The following is a 21,193-nucleotide window of genomic DNA, read 5'->3' as shown; positions in this document are numbered from 1 at the left end:
GCCGGAACAGGCGGGTGCCGGTTTGGGCGCCTCAGCCGGGCGCTACCAGGACGCGTGGCCGGCCGGATCGCCCTGCGGGTCGTCGAGCAGCGAGATCCGCACGCGTACGCGCTTGCCCACCGGCTCGCGGCGCACCTCGAAGCTCTGGCAGACCATGAGGACGATCTCCAGACCGTGCTGACCGGCGCGGGTGGGGTCGGCCTGGGCGGCGGCGGGAAGCACGGAGCCCGAGTCCCACATGGTGATCCCCAGCATGTCGTCGCCCGCTTCGAGGTCGAGCAGGCACGGCCCCGGCGCGTACTTGCAGACGTTCGTGGCCAGCTCGCTCACCACCAGCTGGGCGACGTCCATCGCCCGCGCGGACACGTGCAGACCGTGCGTCGACCGGGCGTCGGTGAGGAACTCCCGGACGAAGGCCCGGGTCCGGGCGATCTCGCCCGAGTCCATGACGTACGCGGCGCTGTCCTTCACGGTGGCCGTGCCGGGCTCCTGCCCGCCCTGTTCGGTCTCGCCGGACGTCAGTAGCTGTTCCATGACCCATTCCCCCGTTCAGATCAGCTGCGCGCGCAGCTGTCGCACCACCCGCCTACCCCCACCCACACGTTTCAGGCCAGGGTGCGTGCAGGTATTTCCGAGTGGCGCCGCCTCGGGGGAGCGGCTGCTCCGAGGGGTGGGACCGAAGGGGCCGCGTCAGCCCCGGCCCTCGTCAGCCCCGGCCCCCGTCAGCCCCGGCCCCCGTCAGCGGCGATCCGCAGCAGGTGGGCGGGCGGAGGGGTGAGGCCGAGGTCCGGGCGCCAGGCGGCCAGAATCTGCGCCGACGGGTCGAACAGCGGCGTGGGCAGCTCCTGGGGGGCGGTCCACCGCCAGGCGCTGATCAGATGCGGCTCGGTGACTTCGGGGACCCCGGCACCCAGGCGGACGAGAGCCGCCATGCTGATCCGGTTGATCCCGCCGATCACGTCGTGCAGCATGGCGAAGACGTCCACCGCGCTCTCCTCCACGCCGAGACCGGTCTCCTCGCGCAGCTCACGCGCGGCAGCCGCCGCGACCGACTCGTGCGTCGGGTCGACCTTGCCGCCGGGCAGCTCCCACGTACCGCTGTGGTGCCTGCCCAGGAGCACCCGCCCCTGCCCGTCCTCGACGATCACGCCGACCCCGAGGGCCGCCTGTGCCGTGGGCGGGCGTGTGTTGCGGGCGGGGCCGGTGAGGGAATCGGTGGTCATGGTGCTGGGTCTCCGCTCTCCGGGGCTTCTCTGGACCGGTACGGGACACACCGTAACGACATCGTCGGAACTCGCCCGGGCCGGTCCGCTCAGACGACCAGACGCAGCGCCGTCGCCGAGATGCCCAGCCGTACGCTCTGACCCCAGGTCAGCTCCAGGGCGTCCGACTCCATGCCGTCCCCGAAGACCACCATCCGGTCCGATTCCACGGTCAGGCGCAGCCCCTGGCCCCGGTCCAGTTCGCCGGCGACCAGCGATGTGCTGGTTGCCGGGGAGGGCCACGCCTCGCGGACGAACCAGAGCAGCCGGGGGTCGCACGGCGCGGGCAGCGGCACGGAGCTGCCACGCTCCAGCCACAGGGAGCGCAGCCAGCCGGTGGCGCCCGTCCCCGTGCCGACGAGGACCCCGGAGGAGGCCTGGGCCTCGCCCCGGGCCCCGGCGCCGTCGGGGCCCAGGCGGTAGCGGGCCGTCTGGTGGCCGGGCGGACCCAGGTAGATCTCGTTGAGCGCGAGCAGCCGCTGGGTGTCGTCGGCGACCGCCTCGACCATCGTCAGCGCCTCCACCCCGTGCCCGGCACCCGTCGCGGCGCGCAGCAGGGCGGCCGCGTCGGTGCGGCGGTGGCGGACCAGGACGCCGGGGTTGCGCCCGGGGTCGGTGTCGATGCCCACCACCGGCTGGCCGGACAGGTACTTGGCCACGTTGGCGACCAGCCCGTCCTGCCCGACCACGACCACCACGTCCTGCGGCGCGAACAGGAACCGGTCCAGGTCCGCGCGCTCCACCCGGGAGCTGCGCCAGGTGAGCGGCACGGCCGCCGCCACGTCCCGCAGGGCCTCCTGGGTACGTCGGTGGCGCCGGGCCACCTCCTCGATCGAGCGGCCCCGGCTGGACAGGAAGAACGCGGCCTGCCCGTGCGTACCGTGGCGGGCGAGCAGCTCCTCGTACTCGGTCCGGCGGTGGACGAGGACGGCTCGGGGCGCGAGGCTCACGCTCCCGCCCCGCCTTCCGCGCGGCCGAGCTTGGCGAGGAGCCCGGTGAGGACGTCGGGGGAGAGGGTGAGGCTCTCGATGCGCGGCACGTTCTCCGCGAGCCGGGTCGCCGCCAGGGCGTGCAGCGTGGCCGGATCGACCTCGCCGTGCACCCGCAGCCAGGCGGCCTGGGCCTCGGCGCGCGCCGAGCCCGTCTCGCGTGCCGCCTCGGCGTCCGCCCGGGCCAGGCGCACCTTGCGGGACGCCTCCGCCTCGGTCCGTACGCCGTCGGCCGCCGCCTTCTCCTCGGCCTCCCGGCGGGCGTTGGTGCCGCGCTGGTCGACCAGCTGCTCCTCGCGCCTGGCCAGTTCGATCTGGCTGGCCAGCTCGTTCTCGGCGATGGCGCGCTCCCGCTCGACGGCCACCGCCCGCCGTTCGTAGGTGGCCCGGTCCGCCTCCTGCTGGATCTGCTCGCGCGCCGGGGTGCGCAGGGCGCGCTCGACCTCGGCCTCGGGGCGGATCGCGACGACGCGCACGGCCACCACGTCGATCCCGGTGGCGGGGAGCCTCGGCTCGGCGGCGAGACCCGTGGCGACCCGTTCACGTACGGAAGCGACCCCGTCCACCAGGGCCTGCGCCAGCGGGGTGCGGGCCAGGACGTCCAGCGTGTGCTGCTGCGCGGTCTCGGTGAGCAGGGTGGCGATCTGCTCCAGCGGTGCGCCGCGCCAGCTCCCGGTGTCCGGGTCCACGGAGAAGTCCAGCCGGTCGGCCGCCAGGGCCGGGTCGCTGACCCGGTAGGTGACGGTGGCCTGCACGGTGACGTCCTGGAAGTCCGCCGTACGGGCGTGGAACGCCATGGCCAGCTCCCGGTCGTCCACCGGCACCTCGGAGAGCGCCGCCGACAGCGACCGGTACCAGAAGCTGAGCCCCCGCCCGTCGTGGGCGAGCCGGCCGCGCTTGTGGTGGCGGATGTGGGCGGTGGGCGCGGAGCGCAGATGGCGCCAGCCGAACCGCCGGGTGATGTCGGCCATGGGGACCCCCTCGGACATGAACTCGATCTCGTCACTGAGACGATAAGGGGTGTCGGCTATATGGTCAAGGTGACGAGAAGGGGGGTTCGTTGGTTCCTCGGGCCAGAACCCTGGCCGGGATCTCGCCGCCGCCGTGCACGGCCAGGTCGGCTCCGTTGACGTACGAGGCGTGCGGCCCGGTGAGCCAGAGGCAGGCGTGGGCCACGTCCGCCGGGACCGCCAGCCGCCCCATCGGGACGACGCCCGCCACCGTGGCGCCGTCGTCCTTGCCGTAGAGCTCGGTGGCGCTCGCGGTGCGGACGAGCCCTGCGGTGATGTGGTTCACCCGGACCTTCGGCGCCCATTCCAGGGCCAGGGCCCAGGTGAGGCCGAGCAGCCCCGCCTTCGCCGCCGAGTAGGCGGCGGTGCCCGGCTGCGGGTCGTGGGCCGAGACGCTGCCGATGTTGATCACGCGCCCGCCCTCAGGCTGCTCCCGCATGACCAGGTTGGCGGCCTGCGCCACGTAGAAGGGGGCGAGGAGATTGAGGGCGACGACCTTCTCGACGAAGCGGGGGGAGACGGTGGCCGCGTCGGCGTCGGGGGAGCCGCCCGCGTTGTTGACGAGGATGTCGAGCCGGCCGAACCGCTCGGCCGTCGCCGCCACCAGCCGGGCCGCGGCTGCCGGGTCCCGGACGTCCGCGCGGTGGAAGACGGCGTGCCGTCCGCCCGACGACGGCAGCGTGGCAGGCTCGGTGCGGCCGCAGACCATGACCTCCGCGCCCGCCGCCAGGAACACCTCCGCGATGACGGCGCCGAGGCCCTGGGTGCCGCCGGTGACGATCGCCGCCCGCCCGCCGAAGTCGATCGGATTGCCCAGCTCCATGGCCCGCCCCTCGCCGGTGGCGCTTCGATGCGCGTGCGCGGAATCTACCAATCGTTTGTTAGACGCGATGGGGGGCGCCGGTGCCCCGGGAACACGGGCGGCCGGTGAGCCCCGAAGAGGTCACCGGCCGCCCGGGCGGTGCGCCGCCCCCGTCCCCACGGCGCGGCGCCGGGTGGACCGTCCCCCTCCGCTGGGACGGACGGTCCCCGTCTGTCAGGACTCCGATGTGCCGGAGTCCATGGCTGTCAGGACTCCGGCGCGCCCGCCGTGAGCCCGAGTCCGGGCAGGATCGCCTTCTCGACGAACCTGCTGAGATACGCCGCGTCCGCGTACCGGCCCTCCAGCAGGGGGCGGGCCCGCATCACTCCGAGCAGCTGGGCCGCCACGTACTCCGCGCCCGGCAGGTCCGCCGCGATCTCGCCGCGCTGCTGCGCCCGCCGGACCATCGCGTCGATCGCCGCGATCTCCGGCACGATCAGCGCCTCCCGCAGGGCGCGGAGCAGCTCGGGGCTCTGGAGCGCCGCGTGGCTGAGCGCGTGCATGAGCGGGGTGTCGCGCCCCGACGCATCGCCGACCGTCCGGGCCGCCTCCAGGAGGTCCCCGGCGAGCGTCCCGGTGTCGATGTCCGGCAGCCGCATCCGCCGGGTTCCGTGCAGCGCGGCGACGACCAGTTCCGGCTTGGAGCCCCACTGCCGGTACAGCGTCGACTTGCCGCAGCGGGTGCGGGCGGCGACGCCCTCCATGGTCAGCGACTCGTATCCGCTCTCCCGCAGCAGATCCAGCACCGCCGTGTAGAGCTCCTGCGCCCGTTCCGGCGTGATCTTCGACCGGCGGGAAGCGAGGGCTGACTCCTGTACGGAATCGGGCGACGGCATGGACTTGTCCCTCCTGCGGCGGTGGGGCGAGGTTCTCGATACGCCAGTGTACCTATACGCGTGTGTACCGATACGCCAACGTATCGGTACACTGGCGTATCGATTCGGCACGGGTTCGCCATGCCGTCCTGACACCGCTTCGCATCCAAGGGGGCACCGGGTGACGTACGCCCGCACCGAGCCCACGGACCAGGAGCCGGACATACGTGCCCGACCGCCCCTCGTCCGCGAGTTCCTTCTCGTGGCCGGACTCTTCCTGGCCTACAAGTTCGGCCGCCGGGCGGCCGACGGCCATGTCGAGGAGGCGTTCCGCAACGCCGGGAACGTCTGGGACCTCGAACGCGCCCTGCACCTCCCGGGCGAGGGTGCCGTCCAGGGTCTGCTGCTGCACAGCCGGACACTGATCCACGCGGCGAACACCTACTACGCCACCGTGCACTTCCCCGCCACGGTTCTCTTCCTGGTCTGGCTCTACTGGCGCCGCCCGCTCCACTACCTCTGGTCGCGCCGCATCCTCGCCGTGCTCACCGGGGCCGCTCTCGCGCTCCACCTGCTCCTTCCGCTCGCCCCGCCCCGGATGCTCCCGGCCGCAGAGCTCGTCGACACCGGCCAGGTCTACGGGCCGACGGTGTACGGGGCGAGGCCCGCGACCGACACGATGGCGAACCAGTTCGCCGCGATGCCCTCGCTGCACGTCGGCTGGGCCGTGATGGTCGCCGTCGGCCTGATCGTCGCCACCCGTTCCCGGTGGCGCCGGCTCTGGCTGCTGCACCCGGCGATCACGCTGCTCGTCGTCGTGGGCACCGCCAACCACTACTGGCTCGACGCGATCGTCGTCGTGGCGCTGCTGGCGGTGGCGCTCGCCGCGCTGCGGCTGCCGCGCCCGGCCCGGAACGTGCCGGCGCACCTGCCGTGGGCGGCCGGTGCCGGGGCGGTGCTCGGCGGGAGCGCGCGCGTACCGGCGTACGCCGTCCCGGATGCGCACGCGGCGATGGACTCGTGCGCCGCCGCCACCGCGCCCCCGGCCCGCACCCCCGCCGGAACGGGAGCCGTCCGATGAACGCCACGCTGATCGCCGTCGCGCTCTCCCTCGTCTCCGCGGGCGCCTACGCGGCGGCAGCCGTGGCCCAGTCCCGGCTGGCCGGACGCACCGAGCCCGCCACCGGAGTCCTGCGGCTGCTCGGCCGGGGCGCCTGGTGGTCGGCGGTCGGCCTCAACGCCGGGGGAGCGCTGCTCCACGTCGCCGCGCTCAACTACGGCCCGCTCACCCTGGTCCAGCCGCTCGGCGCGCTCACCCTCGTCGCGGCCGTCCCGCTCGGGGCGCGCGCCGCGGGCCGCCGGGTCGGGCGCGCCGAGTGGCGGGGCACGGCCCTCACGCTGCTCGGCCTCGGCGCCCTGCTGCTGACCGCGGGCGGCTCCGCCCCGCACGAGACCCTCACCCTTCCCGAGGCCCTCGGTGTCGGGGCGGCCACGATGGCGGTCGTCGCCGGGCTCAGCCGCCCGGGAGCCCGCCCGGGGCTGCGGCACGCGGCGGCCTCCGGGATCACCTCCGGAGTCGCCTCCGCGCTCACCCAGACCCTCACGGTCGCCGTCACCGACCACTCCGGCGGCCCGCTGTTCAGCTGGCGGCTGGTGACGGTGGCGCTGCTCGTCTCCGCCCTCGCCCTGGGCGGCCTGCTGCTGTCCCAGACCGCCTACCGGGGCGGCCTCGGCGCTCCGCTCGCCGTCGTCACCCTCGCCAACCCGGTCGCCGCCGCCGCGATCGGCCTGGCCCTCCTCGGCGAACGCCTTCAGGGCGGGCCGGTCGGTCTGGTCCCGGCGCTGCTCGGTACGGCGGCCGCCGTCCGCGGGGTGATCCTGCTCAGCCGGGCCCAGGCGCAGAGCACGGACGGCGGGGACCGGGCGCGCGGCACGGACCCGGGTGGCGCGGTCGGGAGCGTCGTCCCGATGGACCCGGTCGCCTCCCGGGTCGTCATCGGCAGCCCGCGGCTCGCGGACGGTGCGCCGCTCGGCGCGGAGCCCGTCACCGTACGGACGGGCGGCTGACCCCTCCCGCAGGTCGGCTATCCAGGCCGACCGCGGTGCTCAGCCGTCCAGGCCGACCGCAGTGCTCAGCCGTCCAGGTCGCCGATGGCGCGGGTCAGCCAGCCGATCCAGAACGTCTCCAGGTCGATGCCGCCCCGCAGCACCAGATGCCGCAGCCGGCCCTCGTCGGTCGTCGGCGCGGGGGTGAAGTCCCGCTCCTCGATACCCCGGTACTCCGCCAACTGCCGCTCGTGCAGCGCGAGATGGCGGCGCAGCTCCACACCCATGCCGTTCACCCCGACGACCGCGGCCGCCCGCATCCGCAGCAGCAGCGGATCGCGGACCGGCCGGGGGTCCTCGGGGAGCGCCACCCAGGCCGCCAGCTCCTCGCGGCCCGCGGGCAACACCTCGTACTCCTTCTTCTGCCCGCGCGCCGGGGCCGCCGGCGGAAGTTCCCTGATCCGTCCCGCCTGCTCCAGCTTTCCCAGCTCGCGGTAGATCTGCTGGTGGGTCGACGACCAGAAGTAGCCGATCGACCGGTCGAACCTGCGGGTCAGTTCGAGACCCGAGGACGGCTTCTCCAGCAGTGCGGTGAGAATCGCGTGCGGCAGTGACATGACGTGCATCCTAAGGACGAGACCGGGACCGGGACCGGGACCGAGGGCGCGGGCTCACAGTGCCGCGGCGAGCTCCGTGCCCTGGCGGATCGCCCGCTTCGCGTCCAGCTCGGCCGCCACGTCCGCGCCGCCGATCAGGTGGACCGGGCCGCCCGCCGCGCGCAGCTCCTCGTACAGCTCCCGGCGCGGCTCCTGGCCCGCGCAGAGCACCACCGTGTCCACCGGCAGCACCCGCCGCTCCCCGTCGACGGTGAGGTGGAGGCCCTCGTCGTCGATCAGGTCGTAGGAGGCGCCCGCGATCATCTCGACGCCCCGGCGGCGCAGTTCGGTGCGGTGTATCCACCCGGTGGTCTTGCCGAGTCCCGCGCCGACCTTGGTGGTCTTGCGCTGGACGAGGTGGACGGTACGGGGCGTCCTGGGGCGCTCGGGGACGCGCAGGCCGCCGCGCTCCGCGTAGGCGGTGTCCACGCCCCATTGGCGGAAGAACGTCTCCGCGTCCTGGCTCGCCGCGTCACCGCCGTCGGTCAGGAACTCCGCGACGTCGAAGCCGATGCCGCCCGCGCCCACGACCGCGACCCGGTCGCCGACCGGGGCCCCGTCGCGCAGCACGTCCAGGTAGCTGACGACGTTCGGGTGGTCCGTGCCGGGGATCGCGGGGGTACGCGGCTCGACGCCGGTGGCGAGCACGATCTCGTCGAAGCCGTCCAGCGTCCCGGCGTCGGCCCGGGTGGACAGGCGCAGCTCGACGTCCAGCTCGGCCAGTCGGGTACGGAAGTAGCGCAGCGTCTCGTCGAACTCCTCCTTGCCCGGCACCCGGCGGGCCACGTTCAGCTGGCCGCCGATCTCGTCCGCCGCGTCGAACAGCGTCACCGCGTGGCCCCGCTCGGCGGCCGTCACCGAGCACGCGAGGCCGGCCGGACCGGCCCCGACGACGGCGACGCGCTTACGGGTGCGGGTCGGGCTGAGGACCAGCTCGGTCTCGTGGCAGGCGCGCGGATTGACCAGGCAGGAGGTGATCTGGAGGCTGAAGACGTGGTCCAGGCACGCCTGGTTGCACCCGATGCAGGTGTTGATCGCGTCGGCCCGGCCCGCCGCCGCCTTGGCGACGAACTCCGGGTCGGCGAGGAAGGGCCTGGCCATGGAGACCAGGTCCGCCCGGCCCGAGGCGAGGATCTCCTCGGCGACCTCCGGGGTGTTGATGCGGTTGCTCGTCACCAGTGGCACGGAGACGGCGCCACGCACCTTCTCGGTCACCCAGGTGAAGGCTCCGCGCGGCACGGAGGTGGCGATGGTGGGGATGCGCGCCTCGTGCCAGCCGATGCCGGTGTTGATGATCGTCGCGCCCGCCGCCTCGATCTCCTTCGCCAGCGTCACGACCTCCTCCAGCGTCGAGCCGCCCGGCACCAGGTCCAGCATGGACAGGCGGTAGATCAGGATGAAGTCGCTGCCGACCCGCTCGCGGACCCGGCGCACGATCTCGACGGGGAACCGGACGCGGTTCTCGTACGAGCCGCCCCAGCGGTCGGTGCGGTGGTTGGTCGCGGAGACGATGAACTCGTTGATCAGGTATCCCTCGGAGCCCATGATCTCGACGCCGTCGTAGCCCGCGAGGCGCGCCAGCCCGGCCGCCCGCACGAACTCCTCGATGGTCTCCTCGACCTGGTCGCCGGTCAGCGCGTTCGGGGTGAACCCGCTGATGGGGGCCTTGAGCGCACTCGGTGCCACCAGGTCCGGGTGGTGCGCGTACCGTCCGAAGTGCAGGATCTGCATGGCGATCCGGCCACCGGCCGCGTGCACCGCCGAGGTGATCTCCCGGTGCTGTTCCGCCTCCGCCTCGGTCGTCATCTTCGCCCCGCCGGGGAAGGAGCAGGCCCGCTCGCTGGGGGCGATACCGCCGGTGACGATGAGGCCGACACCGCCCCGGGCGCGCTCCGCGTAGAAGGCAGCCATCCGCTCGAAGCCGCGCTCCGCCTCTTCCAGGCCGATGTGCATGGAGCCCATGAGCACCCGGTTGGGGAGGGTCGTGAACCCGAGGTCCAGAGGGCTCAGCAAGGTCGGGTACAGGCTCATCGGGGTCTCCTCCGCACAGGGTCGTCACGTCAGTTGTAGACCACGTCGAGTAGCTTGTGCAACAAGTTGCATAATGAGGTGCGTCGCATACCCGGCCCCGCGGCGCCCGGCCCGTGTCCCGTACGGCGTACTCGGCCGGGCCCGCCCGGCACCGGCCGACGAGAGTGGGACCACAGTCGAACCCCTTCATCCCGGGAGTCCCCATGGTCAGCGTCAACCGGCGTGATCTCGGTCTGCTCGCCCTGCGCGTCGGCACCGGCGCGGTGCTCGCCGCCCACGGCAGCCAGAAGCTGGCCGGCTGGTTCGGCGGCGGAGGCATCCAGGGCACCACGGCCGCGATGGAGGCCATGGGCTTCCATCCGCCCAAGCACAGCGCCGTCGCCGCCGGACTCGGTGAAGCGGGCGGCGGTGTGCTGCTGGCCCTCGGGCTGGCCACCCCCGCCGCCGGTGCGGCGGCGGCCGGAGCGATGGCGGGCGCGGTGGCTGTGCACGCCCCGGCGGGCTTCTTCGCCCAGGGTGGCGGTTACGAGTACCCGGCGTTCCTCGGCTTCACCGCCGCCGCGATCGGTCTGACCGGCCCCGGCCGCTACTCCGTGGACCACGTCACCTGCCACATCTTCGACCGGCCCTGGATGGTCGCCCTCGCCTTCGCGGGCAGCGCGGCCGCGGCGGCGGTGGTGGTCGGCAGGCGCGCCAAGGGGCAGGCCGAGCAGCCGCCGCAGGAGACGCTCTGAGGAGCGCCGGCCCCGCCCGTACGCCGGCTCCCTGCGCCTACCGGCCCCCGCCCCAGGACTCCGTCCCGTACGCCGCTTCGCGTCGGCCGTCCGCCCTCTCGCGGCTCAGCGCCCCCGGCCACCAGGACTTCGGTCCGATGTCCCGGACCAGCGCCGGGACGAGGAGCGACCGCACGACCAGGGTGTCCAGCAGGACGCCGAAGGCGACGATGAAGGCGATCTGGACGAGGAACGCCAGCGGGATCACGCCCAGCGCGGCGAAGGTGGCCGCCAGCACGACACCGGCGGATGTGATGACCCCGCCGGTCGTGGTCAGCCCCCGCAGGATGCCCTCCCGGGTGCCGTGCCGCAGCGACTCCTCGCGGACCCGGGACATCAGGAAGATGTTGTAGTCGACACCCAGGGCCACCAGGAAGACGAACCCGTACAGCGGCACCGAGGAATCCGTACCGCTGAAGCCGAACACATGGGTGAAGACCAGCGAGGAGATGCCCAGCGTGGCCAGGAAGTTCAGCGCCACCGTGGTCACCAGCAGCACCGGCATCAGCAGGGACCGCAGCAGGAAGACCAGGATCACCAGGATGATCGCCAGCACCACCGGCACGATCAGCGTGCGGTCGTCCTCGGCCGTGCGCTGGGTGTCGTACTGCTGGGCGGTGTAGCCGCCGACCAGGGCGTCCGAGCCCGGCACGGCGTGGACCGCCTTACGCAGTGCGGCGACCGTTTCCTTGGCGTCGTCGCTGTCGGCGGCGTCCTTCAGGGTCGCGTCGATCCGGACCTTGCCGTCGACGACGAGCGGTTCGCCGCCGCCCGGTCGGCCGCCCTCGCCCACCGGCGCGACCGAGGCCACCCCGTCGGTGCGCCTCGCCGCCCCGCTCACCTCGGTCAGCTTGCCGGCCGACGCGATGATCACCGCCGGATTGCCGGAGCCGCCGGGGAAGTGCTCGCCCAGCGTCTCATGGGCGGCCACGGAGGGGGCGTCGTTGACGAAGATCTCGTCGAGCGGTACGCCCTTGGACGTGAGGGTGGGAGCGAAGGCGGCGCAGGCGATGAGGAACGCCAGCGTGATCGCCCAGACCTTGCGCGGGGCCCGGTCGACCAGCGCGGCGACCTTGCTCCAGATGCCGTGACCGCCGGACCCGTCCTGCGCGGGCCTGGGCTTCGCCGGCCAGTACGCGGCGCGGCCCAGCAGCACCAGGGCGGCGGGCAGGAAGGTGAGGGCGCTGAGGACCGAGCAGACGATGCCGATCGCGCCGACCGGCCCCAGCGCCCGGTTGTTGGTGAGGTCGCTGAGCAGCAGGGCGAGCAGGCCCACGGCCACCGTCGCGGCGCTGGCCGTGATCGGCCCGAAGGACTCGCGCAGCGCGACCCGCATCGCGGTGAACCGGTCGCCGTGGACGCCGAGTTCCTCCCGGAAGCGGGCGGTGAGCAGCAGCGCGTAGTCCGTCGCGGCGCCGATCACCAGGATCGACAGGATGCCCTGCACCTGGCCGTCCACCCGCACGATGTCGTGGTCGGCGAGCACGTAGACGATCGCGCAGGCCAGCCCCAGGGCGAACACGGCGCCGAGGATGATGAGGAAGGGCAGCAGCACACTGCGGTACACGAGCAGCAGGATGACCAGCACCGTGACCAGGGCCACCCCGAGCAGCAGTCCGTCGATGCCCGCGAAGGCCTCGGACAGATCGGCCTGGCTCGCGGCCGGCCCCGCCAGCTGCACCGTCGCGCCCGGCACGGCCGCACCGGCCTTCTTGACCTCCTCCAGCACCGTCGGCAGCTCCTCCCCGAGACCGGGGCTCAGCTGCACGATGCCCTGGAGCGCGAGGCCGTCCTCGGAGGGCAGCGCCGGGGACGGCTTCCCGACGACCCCCTCGGTGCCCGCGAGCGAGGCGAGCGCACCGGTGGCGGCTTCCCGCTGGGCAGCACGCACCGGCGCGCCCTCGTCCTTCGACGTCCAAACGAGGATGACGGGGAGGGTCTCGTTCTGCTGGAACGCCTTCTGCGCATCGATGACCTGGGTGGACTCGGCGTTCTGCGGAAGGAACGCCGCCTGGTCGTTGGTGGCGACCTCGCCGAGCTTGCCCGCGTACGGACCGAGCCCGCCGCCGATGCCGAGCCAGGCGATGAGCAGGACGACAGGGATCAGCCAGCGGGCCGACCGTGCGGATGTGGACATGCCTCTCCCGGGGGTACGAGTGATATCTCAGCGATGAACAATCTCAATCGTTGAAATACATTAGCGGAGCGCTCGAAGAGGAAGCCTGGCGGGGAGCGTAAGGGAAGTGTTTCGGCGAGCCATGCCCTTAGGGATGCACCTGGCGGGGGGAAATCTCAGCGACGCGCCGCAGGGTCCTCGGACAGTTCCTCGTTCATGGCGGCGAGGAAGCGCAGGACGGTGGTGAGCTCCGCCTCGGTGAAGCGTGCCCTCGCCCGGTCGGTGGCCTCGGCGAGCGGCATGAAGTAGGCGCGGGCGGCCTTCCGGGCACTCGCCTCGTAGTACACGTGCACCACCCGGCGGTCGGCGCTCTCCCGGGCCCGCCGGATGTGACCGGCCCGCTCCAAGCGGTCGAGGCAGGCGGTCACCGCGCCCGAGGTGAGACCCAGGTGCTCGCGCAGCGCCCCCGGGGTCAGGGGGGTGGGGGCGTCGAGGATGGCCGCCAGCGCGCTCACGTCCGTGGGGTGCAGCTGCTGGTGCGCCGCGAAGCCGTGGGTCATCCGGTTGATCTCGCCGTTCATCCGGCGGAGCTCGACCGCGAACGCCTGGAGACCGGCGGCGGATCCGGGCTCCGGGGCCGCCGAGGATTCCGAGGCGGCGCTCCGGGTCTGTCGGCTGTCAGCGCTGGTCACGTACCCAGCGTATAGAACCGTGGCCCGTGGCCGGTGCCCGGACCGGCACCCGGTCCGGGCACCCGGTCCGGGCACCCGGTCCGGGCACCCGGTCCGGGCACCCGGTCCGGGCACCCGGTCCGGGCACCCGGTCCGGGCACCGACCACGGGCGGGGTGCCGTCACGACGTCGGCCCGGCCCTGGGGCACGACCTGGGTCGGGCCACCGTTCTGGCGGAGGCCCAGGGGGTCGACCGGGCCGACCGGTGGGGCATCTTCGTCGGTGAATGGGCGCCCACCTTCTTCGGGCTGGGGCTGGCTCTGAGCCGGTACGAGAATCTGCCCGACACTGAATTTCCGGACAGCTTCGCCGCCGGGTCGTAGTAATGCCGTGACCGGTGTCGGATCGGGATGATCGATCGGCGAAAGCCGACCGTACGGGAATTTCCCTGCGCGCGTACGAAAAAGGTGCGCGGAGGTATTCGTCTGCCCGGTATTACGTGCGCGTCGGTTTTCAGCGGCCACGAGTCGGCTTTTGCGCGGCTTCCAGCGGCCGGGAGTCGGCTTGTGCGCGGCCGGGAGTCGGCTCGTGCGCGGCCGATGGTCGGCCTCCCGCGGCGACGAATCGGCTTCGAGCTGCGGCCGGCGGGCCCGCCTCCGGCCCGGCCGCGGTGGCCCGCCCCGGCCCGGCAGGAGTTGATCCGCCGGACCGGGGCAACCGGCATGACATGAATACCGGTTCAGTAGCAGCACAGGGGCGCGGCCAGGCCAAGAGAGCCGCCAACAGCACCGCGATGAAGGCCGGGGCCCGCGCCGGGTTCGTGGCCCGTGGGGTGATCTACGTCCTCGTGGGCGCCCTCGCCCTGCAGATCGCGCTCTCCGGAGGCGGCAAACAGGCCGACCGGGGCGGCGCGGTAGCGGAGATAGCCGAGAAGCCGTTCGGCAAGGTCCTGCTGTGGCTGCTGGGCATCGCGCTGGTGGGCATGGCGCTCTGGCGGCTGTCCGAGGCCCTCTTCGGCCAGGTCGGCCCCGACGGTGACAAGGCCTCCAAGCGGGCCATGGCCGCCGGACGCTTCGTCTTCTACGGCTTCGTCGCCTATTCGGTCCTGTCCTTCGCCGCAGGTGACTCGGGCAGCGGCGGCGGTTCGTCCGACCAGCAGTCCCAGGACGTCACCGCGAAGGCGCTGGAGTGGCCCGGGGGCCAGTGGATCGTCGGTATCGGGGGTGCCGCGATCGCCTGTGCCGGTATCTGGATCGCGGTCCGGGCGATCATGCGTAAGTACCACAAGCACCTCAAGATGTCGGAGATGTCGCGTAAGGTGCGCCGCACGGTCGACTTCACCGGCGTGTTCGGCGGTACGGCGCGGGGTGCCGTCTTCGCCACCGCCGGCGGGTTCGCCGTCGCCGCGGCCGTCAAGCACAACCCGGATCAGTCCAAGGGGATGGACGACACCCTGCGCTCCTTCACCGAGACCCCCGTCGGCCCGTGGCTCCTGGTGGTCATCGCCCTCGGCCTGGTCGCCTTCGGTGTCTTTTCCTGGTTCAACGCCCGCTACCGCAAGGTCTGACCCCCGCGAAAAGGTCTGCATCACCGCAGAACCTGAGCCGACGCTGCTGACGGGTCGGGACCGTGCCTCATCGGCACGGTCCCGACCCGTCGACGTTGTGCCGTCAGGCCCCGGGTAGCCGCGGGCCGGTGTCCCGGGAGGCCGTGCGCGGACCCGCGCTGCCGGTCAGCCGCGGCGGGCCGCCGGCCGCCGCGCCCCGGCGGGAAGTGTCCTCACGGGCGGCCTGCTCCGGGTGCCAGCTACGCCAGTAGGGGTTGTCGTGGGGCAGCCCGCCGGTGACCCGCCCGTACATCCCGAACATCAGGATCAGCAGCCCCATCACGAAGCTGAAGATCACGTTGGACATGCCGAAGTCCAGAAGGTTCGCGCCCTTGTCCAGGATGAAGATGTGGATGAATCCGCTGAGCAGGAAGAGCACGCCGACCGTCATGTTCACCATGGACGCGACGTTTCCGCCGATCAACGCCCCGGCGATCAGCACCAGGCCGACCACGACGGAGATCAGGCTCAGCAGGCCGTTCGTCGACAACCCGGCCACCTGTGCGCCGCTCGTGTCGAAGAAACCCAGCTGGTTGGTGAAGCCGAGGATGCCGAAGACCAGCAGGATGGCTCCGCACAGACCCGCCCCTATCCGGTACACGGCCGCGAGCCGGTGGTCCACGGGGAGTTCGTCGCTCAGTTTCATTGCCCTCTCCTGTCGGTGCCTGATGCGATAGCCCGTGCGGGCCCCGATGTCCGCTCCCCCCTTCCTATGGTTCCTCCGGCCCGCTTCCCCGTCACCTCACTCCGGCGAGGCGGAGCTCTCCGCGACGGAACGCCGGATGCGCAATATCGCGCGTCTGGCGTGACTCTTCACTGTGCCGAGCGGCAACCCGGTCCGCTCGGCGATCTGGACGTGGGTGAGGTCGTCGAAGAACGCCAGACACAGAATGCGCCGCTGGACCGGGGGCAGCTTGCGCAGCTCCTGCGTCACCAGCACGCGGTCCAGCGCCGCCTCGGGCCGTCCGGCCGCCCCGGGCGCCTCGGACCCCTCGCGCGCGGCGTGCGCGGCTGCCAGCTCCGTACGCCGGGAACGGGCCGCGTGGGCGTCCGCGATCTTGCGGCGGGCGATGCCGACGAGCCAGCCCGGGAGAGGTCCGCGCACCGCGTGGTAGCCGTGGCGGCCCCGCCATGCGGCGAGGAAGGTCTGCTGCGCCACGTCCTCGGCCTCCCGGGCGTCCCCCAGGGAGCGTGCCGCCAGCGAGTACACCAGGTCGCCCCACCGCCGGTAGACCAGGGCGAAGCACTCCTCGTCGCCGCGTACGAACCCCGCTGCCAGCCGTGCCGACTCGGCACGGTCCTCGGTCCTGGCGGGCGTCGCGGCCGCCGGGCCGACCGGACTCACACGGTCCTCGGCCCTGGCGGGCGTCGCGGCCGCCGGGCCGACCGGACTCAGGAGCACCGTCATGTGTCCGTCCTCTCCGCCCCGCCGCGGATCCGCTGCTCGGACCGGCGCCGGCCGATGCGGTTCTCCGTACGGGACGGGCCGTGTTCCGGGCATGCCCGGCGCCCCGCTGATCTTCAGCCAACCGGGTGGCCGTGCGCCGGGCAACGTGCATCGTTTCTGCGTCGTATGGTGAAGGCATGGACGACGCGGTCTCCACGCTGACCAGAGGGCCCGCCGCCGGCGGCCTGACCACCGGCGCGGTGGCGCGCCTGCTGGGCGTGGCGCCGACCACCCTGCGCTCGTGGGACCGCCGCTACGGGATCGGCCCGGCCTCCCGCGAGGGCGGTCGGCACCGGCGGTGGACGTCGGCCGACATTGGGCTGCTGGAGTGCATGTGCGGCCTCACGAACGCGGGTATGCCCCCGGCCGAAGCCGCGCGGACGGCCCTGGCGGCGGCCTCCCAGGGGGCCCCACCCCGGCCGGACGAGCAGGAGAGCCGAAGCGGGGCGCAGTCCTTCCACGGCCCCGGGGCGCTTCCGGTCGGCCGGGCCCGCCGGGAGTGCCGCGGGCTGGCCAGGGCGGCCGTCCGGCTGGACGCGCAGGCCATGGACGAACTGCTGGCCGCGGCCATCGACCGGTACGGGCTGCTCGCCGCCTGGGAGTCGGTCATCATGCCGACGCTGCACGCCGTCGGCCGCAAGTGGGAGACCGCGGGGGAGCGGTACGTGGAGGTCGAGCACCTCCTGTCCTGGCACGTCTCCAGCGCGCTGCGCCGGGCCGCCGCGCAGCGCACACCGGTCGCCGGTCGTGGTGTCTCCCTGCTCGCCTGCACCCCGGGCGAGAGCCATACGCTGGCCCTGGAGGCGCTGGCCGCCGGACTGGCCCAGCAGGGCCTGCCCGTAAGGATGTTCGGTGCGGCCCTGCCGGTGGAGGCGATGGAGGAGGCGGTGCGGCGCACCGGGCCCGCCGCCGTCGTGCTCTGGGCTCAGGCGCGGTCCACCGCCAGCCGTGCGCTGGTGGCGCGGGTGGAGGCCATCGAGTGGGGCGTACGGGGTGCCCGCCGACGGCCGGTCGTCCTGGTCGCCGGACCGGGCTGGGCCGGGCAGTTGCCGTCCGGGGTCCGCCATCCGTCCGGTCTGGCCGAGGCGTTGGACGCGCTCGCCACCATCAGTCGACGATGACCCCCTGGATGCCAGGGAGTTGTCCGTCCCCGCCGAGGCGGGCCCGCACCCGGAAGGTACGGCGGTAGGCGTCCGGCGGCACCCCGACCGTCCGGTGGAAGTGGCGGCGCAGAGTGGTGGCGGTGCCCATACCGGTGGCGGTCGCGATGGCGTCGAGGGTGTCGTCGGTGGTCTCCAGCAACTCCTGGGCACGGCGGATTCGTTGGGTGAGCAGCCACTGCAACGGGGTGGTGCCGGTCACCGATCTGAAGTGGCGGCCCAGATGGCGCGAGCTCATCCGCGCCCGGCGGGCCAGGTCCTCCACGCCGAGCGGCTGGTCCAGTCGGGCCATCACCCACGGGAAGAGCTCGGCGAGCGGATGGTTGCCCGGTGCGGGGACCGGGGTCGTGACGAACTGCGCCTGGCCGCCGTCCCGATGGGGCGGTACGACCAGGCGGCGGGCGAGGGCGTTGGCGACCGCGGAGCCGTGGTCGAGGCGGACGAGGTGCAGGCACAGGTCCATGGCGGCGGCCTTGCCCGCCGAGGTGAGCACGCGCCCGTCGTCCTCGTACAGGACGTCCGGGTCGACCGTCACCCGGGGATGCCGCTCGGCGAGCACCTGGGTGTGCGCCCAGTGGGTGGTCGCCCGCCTGCCCTCCAGCAGACCGGCGGCGGCCAGCACGAAGGCGCCGGTGCAGAGGGAGGCCACCCGTGCGCCCGCCTCGTGGGCCGCGCGCACCGCGTCGATCAGCTCGGCGGGCGGGGGCTGATCGACATCGACCCAGCCGGGGACGATCACGGTGTCGGCCCCCGCGAGGGCGTCGAGCCCCCGGTCGGGCTCCAGCCGGAACCGGCCCGCCCGTACGGCGCCCGGCCCGCAGAGCGAGAGGTCGTACCAGGAGTCCGCCCCGGCGGGTGCGTGCGAACCGAAGACCTCGCAGGCCAGGGCCAGTTCGAAATGCAGCATGCCGTCGGTGACGGCCAGCGCGACAGCGGTCATGTCCGAAAGTGTACGGGGCATGGCGTTCCGGACCATCGCGGCGGGTGGCCGGTCCCGGCCAGGATGTCGGTATCAGGAAGACGGGAAGCCGGGTCGCGGTCACGGCCGGGGCGGCGGATCATCCGCGTACCAGGGGAGAAATCATGGGATCGGGCCAGACGGTGGCGGTGTTCGGCGCGTACGGGCACACCGGGCGGTTCGTGGTGGCGGAGCTGACGGAGCGCGGCTTCCTCCCGCTCCTCGTCGGCCGCGACGCCGGGAAGCTGAAGGCGCTGGCGTACGGAACCGGGCTGGAAGCCCGCACGGCCTCGGCCGACGACCCGGCCTCGCTCGACCGGGCGCTGACCGGAGCGGCGGCCGTCATCAACGGCGCCGGGCCGTTCGCCACGACGGGTGCCCCCGTGATCGAAGCGGCTCTGCGGGCGGGCATCCCCTACCTGGACGTGGCGGCCGAGATCGAGGCGAACCTCGACACCTTCGCCCACTTCGCCGACCGGGCCCGGGACGCGGGAGCGGTGATCGTCCCGGCGATGGCCTTCTTCGGCGGCTTCGGGGACCTGCTGACCACCGCGGCGATGGGCGACTGGACGACGGCCGACGAGGCGCACATCGCGTACGGACTGAGCAGCTGGCACCCCACCGCCGGGACGCGCACGGCGGGTGCGGTCTCGCGGGAGCGCCGCGGTGGCCGGCGCATCGTCCACACCGGCGGGCGGCTCCAGCACCGCGACGACGCCCCGCCGGCCCTCGAATGGACCTTCCCCGCCCCCGTGGGCCCCCGGCAGGTCATCGGCGAGTTCACGATGGCCGACGTCGTGACCGTACCCAGTCACCTGCCCATCCCCGAGGTGCGCACCTACATGACGGCCGAGGCGGCCCGGGACATCGCGGCCCCGGACACGCCGGCCCCGGCGGCGGTCGACGAGCGCGGGCGGTCCGACCAGACCTTCATCGTCGAGGTCGTCGTGCGCGCGGGCGGGGCCGAACGCCGGGCCGTGGCCCGCGGCCAGGACATCTACGCGGTCAGCGCGCCCCTGGTGGTCGAAGCGGTCGACCGTGTCCTGACCGGACGGACCCGGGTGGCCGGCGTGGCCTCGGCGGGGGAGATGTTCGACGCCCACGACTTCCTGAGGGCGCTCTCCCCGCACATCACGGTGGAACTGCACTCCTAGGGCCCCGCTGTTCGGGTCATGCCGGGCTCGCCACCTCAGCGCAGGAAGTCCGCGAGCCCCGTCAGCAGCCGCTCGACGTCGTCCGTGTCGTTGTACGGGGACAGCCCCACGCGCAGGCCCCCGTCGTCCCCGAGGCCCAGGTGGCGGGAGGCTTCCAGGGCGTAGAACGAGCCGGCCGGGGCGTGGACGCCGGAGCGGGCGAGGAAGCGGTACGCGTCCGAGGCGTCCCGCCCCTCGAAGGTGAGCAGCAGCGTGGGCGTGCGGTCCGCCGCCCGGGAGTGCACCGTCACCCCGCGCAGCTCGCCCAGCGCCTTCTCGGCCGTCCCCAGCAGGGCGCTCTCGTGGGCCCCGATCGCCGCGTAGGCGGACCGCAACCGGTCCCGCCGCCCGGTGGCCGCGCCGCCGGAGCCCAGCTCCGCGATGAAGTCGACGGCGGCGCGGGTGGCCGCCAGCACCTCGTAGGGGAGGGTGCCGAGCTCGAAGCGCTCCGGGACGGCGTCGCTGGACGGCACCAGCTTGTCGGGGCGCAGGGTTTCGAGCAGCTCCGGGCGGGCGCTGAGCACGCCGTGGTGAGGGCCGAAGAACTTGTACGGCGAGCAGACGAAGAAGTCGGCGCCCAGCTTCTCCACATCCACGAAGTCGTGCGCCGTCAGGTGCACCCCGTCGACGTGGAACAGCGCACCGGCCCGGTGGACCAGCTCCGCTATCGCGGCGACGTCGGGCCGGGTGCCGATCAGGTTGGACGCCCCGGTCACCGCGACCAGCCGGGTCCGCTCGGTCAGCAGCGCGCCGACCGCCTCCGTGGGCAGCTCCCCGGTCGCCGGGTCGAACTCCGCCCACCGCACCACCGCACCGGCCCGCTCGGCCGCCTGCACCCAGGGGCGGATATTGGCGTCGTGGTCCAGCCGGCTGACCACGACCTCGTCCCCCGGCACCCAACTCCGCGACAGCACGCGGGAGATGTCGTACGTGAGCTGGGTCGAGCTGCGTCCGAAGACGATCCCGCCCGGGTCCGCGCCCAGCAGATCCGCCAGCGCCGCTCTGAAGTCGCCGACGAGCGTCTCCGCGTGGACCTCCCCGGGCAGTGTGGCGCCCCGGATCGACAGCGGCCGGCTCAGTGCCTCGGTGAACGCCGCGATGACGGGTGCCGGGGTCTGCGTGCCGCCCGGCCCGTCGAAGTGCGCCGTACCGGCCCGGAGGGCGGGGAACTGCGCGCGCAATGTGCTGAGGTCGTACGTCATGGAGACTCCCTCGCTCGTGGGCGCCCGGGCCGGGGCACGGCCATGGCGCCGACAGTAACGTCGCCGCGGCAGCGCCCCCGGGGGGCGGGCGCGCGGTTCGGCGCCGATCATCGCAGGGTGTCCCCACCCGTGAAAGGACGCCTCGCGCCGAGCGGTGCGCGGGCGCATCGCCCCGTGCTCATCGTGCGCCGCCGCGCACACGCGCACGTCACAGCGCACACTTATGCGCCGTCACACGGCACAGGGATGATCCTATGAGAGAATTCCTCGTATTAATTGACCCGCTCAGGTGGCGGCAAAGAGTTCCCTGCATTCCTCTCGTCCGTAAATCCTCGGCGCGGCGGGTGAGTGGCGAACGCCCACGAAGGAAACCGTGATTTCGGTGACGAGGTGGCG

21 protein-coding genes are annotated in these 21,193 nt (G+C 73.3%); 7 read left to right on the top strand and 14 right to left on the bottom strand.

Annotation, left to right across the window (positions count from 1 at the left end; genetic code table 11):
- Window positions 1-42: 42 nt before the first annotated feature.
- The 6 genes from ACIQAK_RS27250 to ACIQAK_RS27225 all read right to left on the bottom strand — a co-directional run bounded on the left by ACIQAK_RS27250 (window position 43) and on the right by ACIQAK_RS27225 (window position 4,959).
- Window positions 43-534, bottom strand: a complete 492-nt coding sequence (locus ACIQAK_RS27250; protein ID WP_366392706.1) for an ATP-binding protein — start codon at window positions 532-534, stop codon at window positions 43-45.
- A 188-nt stretch (window positions 535-722) separates the two neighbouring features.
- The gene (locus tag ACIQAK_RS27245) at window positions 723-1,223 is read right to left on the bottom strand and encodes an NUDIX domain-containing protein (RefSeq protein ID WP_366392707.1); all 501 of its coding nucleotides are present in this window, start codon (window positions 1,221-1,223) and stop codon (window positions 723-725) included.
- Window positions 1,224-1,312: 89 nt separating this feature from the next.
- Window positions 1,313-2,212 carry a hypothetical protein gene (locus ACIQAK_RS27240; protein WP_366392708.1) on the bottom strand — a complete coding sequence of 300 codons (900 nt, stop codon included), beginning with the start codon at window positions 2,210-2,212 and terminating at the stop codon, window positions 1,313-1,315.
- On the bottom strand, window positions 2,209-3,222 hold the full coding sequence (locus ACIQAK_RS27235; RefSeq protein ID WP_366392709.1) for an SPFH domain-containing protein: 1,014 nt from the start codon (window positions 3,220-3,222) through the stop codon (window positions 2,209-2,211). Before ACIQAK_RS27235 ends, ACIQAK_RS27240 begins: the two co-directional genes overlap by 4 nt.
- Before the next feature lie 64 nt (window positions 3,223-3,286).
- Window positions 3,287-4,084 carry an SDR family oxidoreductase gene (locus ACIQAK_RS27230; protein ID WP_366392710.1) on the bottom strand — a complete coding sequence of 266 codons (798 nt, stop codon included), beginning with the start codon at window positions 4,082-4,084 and terminating at the stop codon, window positions 3,287-3,289.
- Window positions 4,085-4,329: 245 nt separating this feature from the next.
- Window positions 4,330-4,959, bottom strand: coding sequence for a TetR/AcrR family transcriptional regulator (locus ACIQAK_RS27225; RefSeq protein WP_366392711.1), 630 nt, complete (start codon window positions 4,957-4,959; stop codon window positions 4,330-4,332).
- A gap of 160 nt (window positions 4,960-5,119) precedes the next feature.
- On the opposite strand from ACIQAK_RS27225, the gene ACIQAK_RS27220 reads away from it, so the two are divergent.
- Together ACIQAK_RS27220 and ACIQAK_RS27215 are read left to right on the top strand one after the other, a co-directional pair.
- Complete coding sequence (locus ACIQAK_RS27220; RefSeq protein WP_366392712.1) at window positions 5,120-6,019, top strand: phosphatase PAP2 family protein; 900 nt, start codon at window positions 5,120-5,122, stop codon at window positions 6,017-6,019.
- Window positions 6,016-7,005: a hypothetical protein gene (locus tag ACIQAK_RS27215; RefSeq protein ID WP_366392713.1), complete on the top strand. Its 990-nt coding sequence runs from the start codon at window positions 6,016-6,018 to the stop codon at window positions 7,003-7,005. Before ACIQAK_RS27220 ends, ACIQAK_RS27215 begins: the two co-directional genes overlap by 4 nt.
- Window positions 7,006-7,070: 65 nt before the next feature.
- Here ACIQAK_RS27215 and ACIQAK_RS27210 read toward each other — a convergent pair whose 3' ends face one another.
- Complete coding sequence (locus tag ACIQAK_RS27210) at window positions 7,071-7,601, bottom strand: PadR family transcriptional regulator (protein WP_366392714.1); 531 nt, start codon at window positions 7,599-7,601, stop codon at window positions 7,071-7,073.
- Between the two features lie 54 nt (window positions 7,602-7,655).
- A complete protein-coding gene (locus ACIQAK_RS27205) occupies window positions 7,656-9,671 on the bottom strand; it encodes an NADPH-dependent 2,4-dienoyl-CoA reductase (RefSeq protein ID WP_366392715.1) in 2,016 nt (671 codons plus the stop codon).
- 203 nt (window positions 9,672-9,874) lie between these two features.
- Here ACIQAK_RS27205 and ACIQAK_RS27200 point away from each other — a divergent pair, with 203 nt between their 5' ends.
- Complete coding sequence (locus tag ACIQAK_RS27200; protein WP_366392716.1) at window positions 9,875-10,405, top strand: DoxX family membrane protein; 531 nt, start codon at window positions 9,875-9,877, stop codon at window positions 10,403-10,405.
- 37 nt (window positions 10,406-10,442) lie between these two features.
- On the opposite strand, the gene ACIQAK_RS27195 is transcribed toward ACIQAK_RS27200, so the two are convergent.
- Both ACIQAK_RS27195 and ACIQAK_RS27190 read right to left on the bottom strand, forming a co-directional pair.
- Window positions 10,443-12,581 (bottom strand): MMPL family transporter, encoded by a 2,139-nt coding sequence (locus ACIQAK_RS27195; protein WP_366392717.1) that lies wholly within the window; start codon window positions 12,579-12,581, stop codon window positions 10,443-10,445.
- A 155-nt stretch (window positions 12,582-12,736) separates the two neighbouring features.
- Window positions 12,737-13,252 (bottom strand): MarR family winged helix-turn-helix transcriptional regulator, encoded by a 516-nt coding sequence (locus ACIQAK_RS27190; protein WP_366392718.1) that lies wholly within the window; start codon window positions 13,250-13,252, stop codon window positions 12,737-12,739.
- 179 nt (window positions 13,253-13,431) lie between these two features.
- Here ACIQAK_RS27190 and ACIQAK_RS27185 point away from each other — a divergent pair, with 179 nt between their 5' ends.
- Together ACIQAK_RS27185 and ACIQAK_RS27180 are read left to right on the top strand one after the other, a co-directional pair.
- Window positions 13,432-13,614, top strand: coding sequence for a hypothetical protein (locus ACIQAK_RS27185; protein WP_401849225.1), 183 nt, complete (start codon window positions 13,432-13,434; stop codon window positions 13,612-13,614).
- Between the two features lie 344 nt (window positions 13,615-13,958).
- On the top strand, window positions 13,959-14,798 hold the full coding sequence (locus ACIQAK_RS27180; RefSeq protein WP_366392719.1) for a DUF1206 domain-containing protein: 840 nt from the start codon (window positions 13,959-13,961) through the stop codon (window positions 14,796-14,798).
- A 103-nt stretch (window positions 14,799-14,901) separates the two neighbouring features.
- Here ACIQAK_RS27180 and ACIQAK_RS27175 read toward each other — a convergent pair whose 3' ends face one another.
- Both ACIQAK_RS27175 and ACIQAK_RS27170 read right to left on the bottom strand, forming a co-directional pair.
- The gene (locus ACIQAK_RS27175) at window positions 14,902-15,483 is read right to left on the bottom strand and encodes a DUF4383 domain-containing protein (RefSeq protein ID WP_401849174.1); all 582 of its coding nucleotides are present in this window, start codon (window positions 15,481-15,483) and stop codon (window positions 14,902-14,904) included.
- A 96-nt stretch (window positions 15,484-15,579) separates the two neighbouring features.
- Window positions 15,580-16,245: a sigma-70 family RNA polymerase sigma factor gene (locus ACIQAK_RS27170; RefSeq protein ID WP_366392825.1), complete on the bottom strand. Its 666-nt coding sequence runs from the start codon at window positions 16,243-16,245 to the stop codon at window positions 15,580-15,582.
- Between the two features lie 176 nt (window positions 16,246-16,421).
- Between ACIQAK_RS27170 and ACIQAK_RS27165 the strand changes: the two genes are divergently transcribed.
- Entirely contained in the window at window positions 16,422-17,405 is a 984-nt protein-coding gene (locus ACIQAK_RS27165) for a MerR family transcriptional regulator (RefSeq protein WP_366392826.1), read from the top strand.
- On the opposite strand, the gene ACIQAK_RS27160 is transcribed toward ACIQAK_RS27165, so the two are convergent.
- Complete coding sequence (locus ACIQAK_RS27160; RefSeq protein ID WP_366392827.1) at window positions 17,392-18,384, bottom strand: helix-turn-helix domain-containing protein; 993 nt, start codon at window positions 18,382-18,384, stop codon at window positions 17,392-17,394. The two genes, ACIQAK_RS27165 and ACIQAK_RS27160, sit on opposite strands and share 14 nt — an antisense overlap.
- A gap of 143 nt (window positions 18,385-18,527) precedes the next feature.
- Here ACIQAK_RS27160 and ACIQAK_RS27155 point away from each other — a divergent pair, with 143 nt between their 5' ends.
- Window positions 18,528-19,556 carry a saccharopine dehydrogenase NADP-binding domain-containing protein gene (locus ACIQAK_RS27155; protein ID WP_366392828.1) on the top strand — a complete coding sequence of 343 codons (1,029 nt, stop codon included), beginning with the start codon at window positions 18,528-18,530 and terminating at the stop codon, window positions 19,554-19,556.
- 35 nt (window positions 19,557-19,591) lie between these two features.
- Here ACIQAK_RS27155 and ACIQAK_RS27150 read toward each other — a convergent pair whose 3' ends face one another.
- Window positions 19,592-20,797, bottom strand: a complete 1,206-nt coding sequence (locus ACIQAK_RS27150) for a cysteine desulfurase-like protein (protein ID WP_366392829.1) — start codon at window positions 20,795-20,797, stop codon at window positions 19,592-19,594.
- Window positions 20,798-21,193 lie beyond the last annotated feature (396 nt).

It is taken from the genome of Streptomyces sp. NPDC088706, from assembly GCF_044752765.1.
Taxonomy (GTDB): domain Bacteria; phylum Actinomycetota; class Actinomycetes; order Streptomycetales; family Streptomycetaceae; genus Streptomyces.
This window is presented reverse-complemented; position numbering and strand designations above follow the sequence as displayed.

Bases quoted from the DNA above. Each gene is read 5' to 3' on its own strand.
- ACIQAK_RS27195 (WP_366392717.1), bottom strand. From the start codon at position 12,581: ATGTCCACATCCGCACGGTCGGCCCGCTGGCTGATCCCTGTCGTCCTG.
- ACIQAK_RS27200 (WP_366392716.1), top strand. From the start codon at position 9,875: ATGGTCAGCGTCAACCGGCGTGATCTCGGTCTGCTCGCCCTGCGCGTC.
- ACIQAK_RS27180 (WP_366392719.1), top strand. From the start codon at position 13,959: ATGAATACCGGTTCAGTAGCAGCACAGGGGCGCGGCCAGGCCAAGAGA.
- ACIQAK_RS27175 (WP_401849174.1), bottom strand. From the start codon at position 15,483: ATGAAACTGAGCGACGAACTCCCCGTGGACCACCGGCTCGCGGCCGTG.
- ACIQAK_RS27245 (WP_366392707.1), bottom strand. From the start codon at position 1,223: ATGACCACCGATTCCCTCACCGGCCCCGCCCGCAACACACGCCCGCCC.
- ACIQAK_RS27150 (WP_366392829.1), bottom strand. From the start codon at position 20,797: ATGACGTACGACCTCAGCACATTGCGCGCGCAGTTCCCCGCCCTCCGG.
- ACIQAK_RS27215 (WP_366392713.1), top strand. From the start codon at position 6,016: ATGAACGCCACGCTGATCGCCGTCGCGCTCTCCCTCGTCTCCGCGGGC.
- ACIQAK_RS27210 (WP_366392714.1), bottom strand. From the start codon at position 7,601: ATGTCACTGCCGCACGCGATTCTCACCGCACTGCTGGAGAAGCCGTCC.
- ACIQAK_RS27165 (WP_366392826.1), top strand. From the start codon at position 16,422: ATGGACGACGCGGTCTCCACGCTGACCAGAGGGCCCGCCGCCGGCGGC.
- ACIQAK_RS27155 (WP_366392828.1), top strand. From the start codon at position 18,528: ATGGGATCGGGCCAGACGGTGGCGGTGTTCGGCGCGTACGGGCACACC.
- ACIQAK_RS27250 (WP_366392706.1), bottom strand. From the start codon at position 534: ATGGAACAGCTACTGACGTCCGGCGAGACCGAACAGGGCGGGCAGGAG.
- ACIQAK_RS27225 (WP_366392711.1), bottom strand. From the start codon at position 4,959: ATGCCGTCGCCCGATTCCGTACAGGAGTCAGCCCTCGCTTCCCGCCGG.
- ACIQAK_RS27235 (WP_366392709.1), bottom strand. From the start codon at position 3,222: ATGGCCGACATCACCCGGCGGTTCGGCTGGCGCCATCTGCGCTCCGCG.
- ACIQAK_RS27205 (WP_366392715.1), bottom strand. From the start codon at position 9,671: ATGAGCCTGTACCCGACCTTGCTGAGCCCTCTGGACCTCGGGTTCACG.
- ACIQAK_RS27170 (WP_366392825.1), bottom strand. From the start codon at position 16,245: ATGACGGTGCTCCTGAGTCCGGTCGGCCCGGCGGCCGCGACGCCCGCC.
- ACIQAK_RS27230 (WP_366392710.1), bottom strand. From the start codon at position 4,084: ATGGAGCTGGGCAATCCGATCGACTTCGGCGGGCGGGCGGCGATCGTC.
- ACIQAK_RS27160 (WP_366392827.1), bottom strand. From the start codon at position 18,384: ATGACCGCTGTCGCGCTGGCCGTCACCGACGGCATGCTGCATTTCGAA.